At 72.3% G+C, this 6,409-nt stretch carries 4 protein-coding genes; all 4 read left to right on the forward strand.

Features of this window, described 5'->3' with window-relative positions:
* Positions 1–57: 57 nt before the first annotated feature.
* The 4 genes from ACZ7OI_RS29750 to ACZ7OI_RS29765 are packed head-to-tail and all read left to right on the forward strand — an operon-like array spanning position 58 to position 6,274.
* Positions 58–4,452 (forward strand): sensor histidine kinase, encoded by a 4,395-nt coding sequence (locus ACZ7OI_RS29750; RefSeq protein ID WP_470267633.1) that lies wholly within the window; start codon positions 58–60, stop codon positions 4,450–4,452.
* Positions 4,449–4,901, forward strand: coding sequence for a roadblock/LC7 domain-containing protein (locus ACZ7OI_RS29755; protein ID WP_037809909.1), 453 nt, complete (start codon positions 4,449–4,451; stop codon positions 4,899–4,901). Before ACZ7OI_RS29750 ends, ACZ7OI_RS29755 begins: the two co-directional genes overlap by 4 nt.
* A gap of 7 nt (positions 4,902–4,908) precedes the next feature.
* Positions 4,909–5,679 (forward strand): DUF742 domain-containing protein, encoded by a 771-nt coding sequence (locus ACZ7OI_RS29760; RefSeq protein WP_470267435.1) that lies wholly within the window; start codon positions 4,909–4,911, stop codon positions 5,677–5,679.
* Positions 5,660–6,274, forward strand: a complete 615-nt coding sequence (locus ACZ7OI_RS29765) for a GTP-binding protein (protein WP_093574469.1) — start codon at positions 5,660–5,662, stop codon at positions 6,272–6,274. Before ACZ7OI_RS29760 ends, ACZ7OI_RS29765 begins: the two co-directional genes overlap by 20 nt.
* The last annotated feature ends 135 nt before the right edge of the window (positions 6,275–6,409 follow it).

A 6,409-nucleotide genomic window follows, 5' to 3' on the forward strand; every position in this document is an offset into this window, starting at 1 on the left:
GGCCGCCACGACGCCGGACAGGGAGTCACTTTCGTGACCGTTGCAGGAGAAGGCCAAGTGCCTGTGGAGAAGCTGCTCGGCCGCCCGCCCAAGCGGCCGCGCTGGTCGTCGGGCTGGCGGGCGGCGTTGCGCTGGCGGGACTGGAGCCTGCCGGTCAAGCTGTCCGCGGTCACGATCGTCCCCATCGTGCTCGCGCTCGTCCTCGGCATCACCGCCATCGCGGGCCAGGTTTCGCGCTCGAGCGACTACCAGCGGATCGACCGGCTCGTCGCGCTGAGCACCCAGCTGCGCGCGCTCACCGACGGGCTGCAGCGCGAGCGCACCCAGACCGCCGCCCAGCTCATCGCGGGCACCTCGGGCGTCACCCCCGAACTGAAGTCCGCCCGCGCGGCCACCGACGCGGCGGTCGCGCCGTTCACCGAGGCGGCCGCGAGGGTCGGGGCCGACGGCTCGAGCGTGTCCGGCGCGGTGAACTCGGCGACCGCGCAGGTCAACGAGATCGCGGTGATCCGCCAGCAGGTCGGGGCAGGCCTGCTGAACGCGGCCGAGGCCGTCGGCGACTACAACGCCGTCACCAGCGCGCTGATCGGAGCCGACACCGCGGTGTCGGCGGGCGCGAGCGCCGACGCGCTCGGCAGCACCCCGAGCGCGCTGCACGACCTCGAAGCCGCCAAAGAACAGGTGTCGGTCACCCAGTCCCTGGTCGGCTACGGCATCTCGGCAGGCACGCTCACCCCGCAGCAGCTGAGCGACGTGCGCGACGCGGAACTGCGTTTCGACGACCGCGTCGCCGACTTCAACGCGGCCGCCACCGCGCCGCAGCGCCTCGACTTCGAGAGCACGATCAAGCCGGACACCTCCTACGACCGCAAGCGGATGCTCGGCACCGTGCTGGGCGGGCAGGGCGTCTCCACCGACGACGCGCTCAAGCGGATCTCGCCGCAGGAGTGGAACAAGTCCTCGAGCGCGGTGGTCTCGCAGCTGAGCGAGGTCTCGGGCCGGATCAGCAACGACCTCACCGCCGCGTCGTCCCAGCTGGTCGAGGACGCCGGCAGCAGCGCCGGCCTGCTGGCCGTGCTGCTGTTCGCGGCGCTCGCCGCGGCCGCCGCGGTCGTGTTCGTCATCGCCCGCCAGCTGTTGCGCTCGCTGAAGATCCTGCGCCGCAGCGCGCTGGACGTCGCGGAGAAGGACCTGCCCGAGGCGGTCCGCAACATCCAGGAGGGCCGCGCGCAGAGCGTCGAGGTCGAACCGGTGCCGCTCCAGGTGCAGGACGAGGTCGGCGAGGTCGCGCGGGCGTTCGAGAAGGTGCACAGCCAGGCGCTGCGGCTCGCGACCGAACAGGCCGCGATGCGGGCCGGCTACTCCAGCGTGTTCGTCAACCTGTCGCGCCGCAGCCAGAGCCTCGTGCAGCGCCAGCTGCAGCTGATCGAGCGGCTGGAGCGCGACGAGGAGGACGCCGACCAGCTCGCCACGCTGTTCCAGCTCGACCACCTCGCCACCCGGATGCGGCGCAACAACGAGAACCTGATGGTCCTCTCCGGCGCCGAGCCGGGCCGCCGCTCCGGCCAGCCGGTCGCCACGCACGACGTGCTGCGCGCCGCGGTGTCGGAAATCGAGCAGTACCAACGGGTTTCGGTGCAGCACCCGCCCGCGGTGAAGATCGTCGGGTTCGCCGCGAGCGACGTCCAGCGGCTCATCGCGGAGCTGCTGGACAACGCGACCGCGTTCTCCGCGCCGGAAACCCAGGTGACGGTCGCGACGCGGCTCGCCGAGGACGGTTCGCTCAACGTCGACATCCTCGACAAGGGCATCGGCATGAACGAGTACGAGGTGGTGGAGGCCAACGGCAGGCTCACCGACTCGGGCTCGGTCGACCTCGCGACCTCGCGCCGGATGGGCCTGTTCGTGGTCGGCCGCCTCGCCGGCCGCCACCGCATCGGCGTTTCGCTGCACGGCGGCAAGGACATCGTCGGCGTGCGGGCCACCGTGGTGGTTCCGCCGGAGCTGGTGATGACCGGCCTGGCCACCGCGCCGGGCGACCGGTCCGAACCCGGCCAGCTGCCCGGCCCCAAGGCGAGCCTCGCCGCCCCGCCGGTCGCGCCGGGCGGGCTGCCGCGGCGCCAGCGTCCGGCCAACGGGTCGGCCGTGCCGGGTCTCGTTCCGCAGCAGGGCAGCAACTCCGAGGAGACGCAGCGCTGGCCGTCGGCCGGCGACCTCGCGGGCTTCTCCGGGGACAAGGTCGCGCGTCCGCCGTCAGACCTCGAGGTGTCCGGAACCGCGCTGTTCAGCCCGATCCCGCGCGACGACGACACGCCCGCCCCGCCGCCGCCCGCGCCGAAGCTGCCGCAGATCGTCGACGTCCCGCCGCCGCGCCCGGAGCCCGCACCGGAACCGGCCGCGGAAACCCGCGACGAGCGCGACGGCGAACTGCCCTCGGGCAAGGACCTTTTCTCCGCGGCCAACGCGACGACGCTGAGCGACTGGTGGAATCAGGCCGCGCAGCAGGTGCCGGAGGTCCCGCCGCCGTCCGCGGCCGAGACGACGATCGAGAACACGCCGATCTTCGACGAGATGCTGTCGGCCTGGTTCCGTTCGCCCGCACAGCCTCCGTCCGCCTCCGCTTCGCCCGCTTCGTCGGCGACTTCGGCGTCCGGCAAGGCCGCCGCAGAGCAGGAAGCGGACGAGGAACAGCAGCAGCGCAACTGGGATTTCGCGAGCGACGAAAACTGGCGGACGGTGCAGGCACTGTCCCAAGTGGAGCCGACCGCGTTCACCAAGTCGGGCCTGCCCCGGCGCCGCCGCGGCGAACAGCTCATGCCGGGCAGCGCCGCGCCGGAACCGGCGGTGCCCCCGGCGGAAGCGCCGGGCAAGGGTCTCCTGGACCTCCCGGTCCGCGACCCGGCGGACGTGCGGGGGCGGCTGAACAGCTTCCAGCGCGGCGTCACGCGCGGCCGGCAGGAAGTTCGCGGGACGGAGCCGGAAACCACGGGCAGCACCGCGGATTCCGGTACCGCGGACACTTCGGACACTTCGAGCGCCACGACGTCGCCGGAGCGGGCTCGCGCCCACGACGCGGCGATCCGGCGGCGGCAGACGGTCGCGGGCGCGTTCGGCGTTCCCGCGGACCAGAACCGTCCCGGCGGGATGCCGCAGCGCACCCCGGGTTCGGCCGGTTTGTTCGGCGGCCAGCCGGGTTCCGGCGCGACAAACGCGCCCGCCGGCTTCGGCGAACGGCCCGCGGACGCGGACTCGCCGGACGAGACGGCTCCCGTCCCGGCCGTGCCCCCTGCGTTCGACCCGGACGGCGGATGGCCGCGCCAGCCCGCCGCCGCGCGCACGGAACTGCCCGCGCCGCAACCGAACCGGGGCGTCCGGCCGGACAAGCCGGACAACCTGCCGACCCGCCGCAAGGGCGCAAGCAGCCTCCCGCCCGCTCCGCCGACCGATCCGAACCAGGTCCCGGCGGCAGTGGCCGGGCTCGAAGCGGCGGTCTCCGGCACGGGACAGACTCCCGCGTCGCAGGCGGCGCAGGCTTCGGCGAACGGCCAGACCGCGGCGCCGGAGAAGACGGACAGCCCTTCGGCGAACGGACCGGCTTCCGCGTCTTCCGCACCGGCCGCGCCTGCTTCGCCGCAGGGCACGGAGCAGACGTCGCTGTGGGGCACGCCCGCGGAGAATCCGGTGCCGGGCAAGGCTTCGCCGTTGACGACGTGGCGCAGCGCCACGCAGTCCCCGGCCGCCGCGCCGGGCCAGCCGACGGAGAACGCGGCGCAGTCCGGCTCGACAGCGGACCAGGCTCCGGCGACTCCGGCCGCTTCGGCTTCGGCGCAGGGGCTGGCCGGGGGACTGGGCCAGACCCGGACGCCGGGCCAGAACCTCCCGGGCCAGACCGGAATGCCGGGACCGACCGCGTCGCCGAGCCAGTCCGGAACTCCGAGCCAGTCCGGAACGCCTGGACAGGCCGCGTCGCCGAGCCAGTCCGGAACTCCGGGACAGGCCGCGACTCCGGCCAAGACCGGGCTCTGGGGTCAGCCGCTGGTGCCGGGACAGGCTCCGTCGCGGCAGTCCTCCGCCGGACAGGACGCCCCGCAGGCGCCGTCCGCGCCCCCCGAGCCGTCCGGCTCCGACGGTTCGGCGAGCCCCGCCCCAGATCCTGCCGAAGCTACCGCTGAGTGGAACTTCGGTTCCGACGAAGGGTGGCGGACGGTCCAGTCGGTGTCCCAGTCGACGCCCGCTTCCTTCACTTCGGCAGGATTGCCCCGGCGCCGCCGGGGCGAACAGCTACTTCCCGGCAGCGCACCGCCGCCCGCCGGGTCGGCGAGCCCCCGTCCGTCCCGCGACGCGCACGACGTGCGCGGTCGCCTGAGCAGTTTCCAGCAGGGGATCCAGCGCGGCAGGCACCGCACCGCGCAGGCCGCTGAGACGAACCACGAAACATTGGAGGGTGAATGACCTCGCCGAATGCGGCTCAGCCGCAGCAGAACCAGTTCGGCTGGCTGGTGAACGACTTCGCCGACCGCGTCCCGGGCGTCGCGCACGCGGTCGTCGTGTCTGCCGACGGTCTCCTGCTGACGGCCTCCAACCGGCTGCCGCTCGACCGCGCCGACCAGCTCGCCGCCGTGGCGTCCGGGCTCGTCAGCCTCACCCAGGGCGCCGCCCGGTGCTTCGAGGCAGGCTCGGTGCGGGAGACCGTCGTCGAGATGGAACTCGGCATCATGGTGCTGATGTCCATCAGCGACGGCTCCTGCCTGGCGATCCTCGCCGCGCCCAACTGCGACATCGGGCAGGTCGCCTACGAGATGACCATGCTCGTCGACCGCGTCGGCCAGATCCTGACCCCCGAGCTGCGCGCGCAGCTGCAGGGCGCCGGGGGCTCGCTGATCGGCGAACCGGTGGGATGATGGCGCGATGAGCCAGGGGTCCGGATTGTTCGGCGAAGAGCCCGGTGCCGGCGGCGAGCCCCCGCGCGGGGAGGAGCCCGCCGCCGGGGACGACGGCACGTTCGCCGACGTCCTCAACGGGTTCAGCCTGGATTCGGGCCGCTCGCGCAGAAAACGGAAGAAGAGCGGCAAAGAAACGAAGGAATCCCAGTCCCCAGCGCCGCCCGCCGCGGGAGCGCACGCGGCAGCGGACCCGCCGCCGGCACCTGTGCCGCCGGCCGACCAAGGAGATGGTGTGACCTCTCTCGTCTCTCCACCGGGCAGTACGGACTCCGACGGCCCCAGACCAGGCGGGCTCTTCGACCCGGGACCGCCGAGCGGCGAGTTCTCGATGCCGTCGGCGATCGTCCGCCCCGAGCGCCACGATCGGGTGGACCCGGCCGAGGAGACGTCGATCGTGCGCCCGTACGCTCTCACCGGCGGGCGCACCCGGGCGAACTACGCGCTCGAACTGGAGACTCTGATCTCCACCAAAGACCATGTCGCCGCGGGGGGCTTCCCCCAGGCGGCGGCGGAACAGATCGAGAGCATCTCGATCATGGAATCGTGCCGGACCCCGCGTTCGGTGGCGGAGATCGCCGCGGTGCTGTCGGTGCCGCTGGGGGTGGCACGGGTGCTGATCAGCGACGCGGCCGACGCCGGCCTCGTCACCGTGCACCGGACGATCTCGGGCCAGGACGGCGCCGAAGCACACTTGATGTTGATGGAAAGGGTTTTGAGTGGACTCCGTCGGCTTTAAGGCACCGCGGGAAACCGCGCCCCCGACCATGACATCGGCGAAGATCGTGGTGGCGGGCGGCTTCGGAGCGGGCAAGACGACCTTCGTGGGTTCGGTGTCGGAAATCGTTCCGCTCACCACCGAGGCGATGATGACCGACGCCAGCCGCGGCATCGACAACCTCGACCAGACCCCGTACAAAACGACCACCACGGTCGCCATGGACTTCGGCCGCGTCTCGCTCGACGCGGACCTGATCCTCTACCTGTTCGGCACGCCCGGCCAGCAGCGGTTCTGGTTCATGTGGGACGACCTGGTGCGCGGCGCGATCGGTGCGGTCGTGCTCGCGGACACCCGGCGGCTGGCGGATTCGTTCGCGCCGATCGACTTCTTCGAGGACCGCGGGCTGCCGTACATCGTCGGCGTGAACACGTTCGACGGAGTGCTGGAGCACGACATCAATGATGTGCGCGAGGCGCTGTCCATTGATTCGAGCATTCCGATCGTGCGGTGTGACGCTCGGGAGCGGGAATCGACGAAGCAGACGTTGATTACGCTGGTCGAGTATGCGATGCGGCAGTGGATCGCGTTGCGGGCGGCTAAGGCTCATCAGTAGTTAGTCTGGGTTGGGTTGGGCTGTAGGGCGCGGCAGAACTGTGTTTGATGGCGCCGACTCCGTCGTCGCGGGCGGGATCGCCTTAAGTCGGCGTGCGGAGGGGCGGTGTGCACGGCCTGGGGGCCGAGCACACCG

The sequence above is a fragment of the Amycolatopsis sp. NPDC114503 genome (assembly GCF_055633655.1).

Excerpts from the sequence above, each read along its gene's own strand:
- ACZ7OI_RS29755 (WP_037809909.1), top strand. The coding sequence starts at position 4,449 with ATGACCTCGCCGAATGCGGCTCAGCCGCAGCAGAACCAGTTCGGCTGG.
- ACZ7OI_RS29760 (WP_470267435.1), top strand. The coding sequence starts at position 4,909 with ATGAGCCAGGGGTCCGGATTGTTCGGCGAAGAGCCCGGTGCCGGCGGC.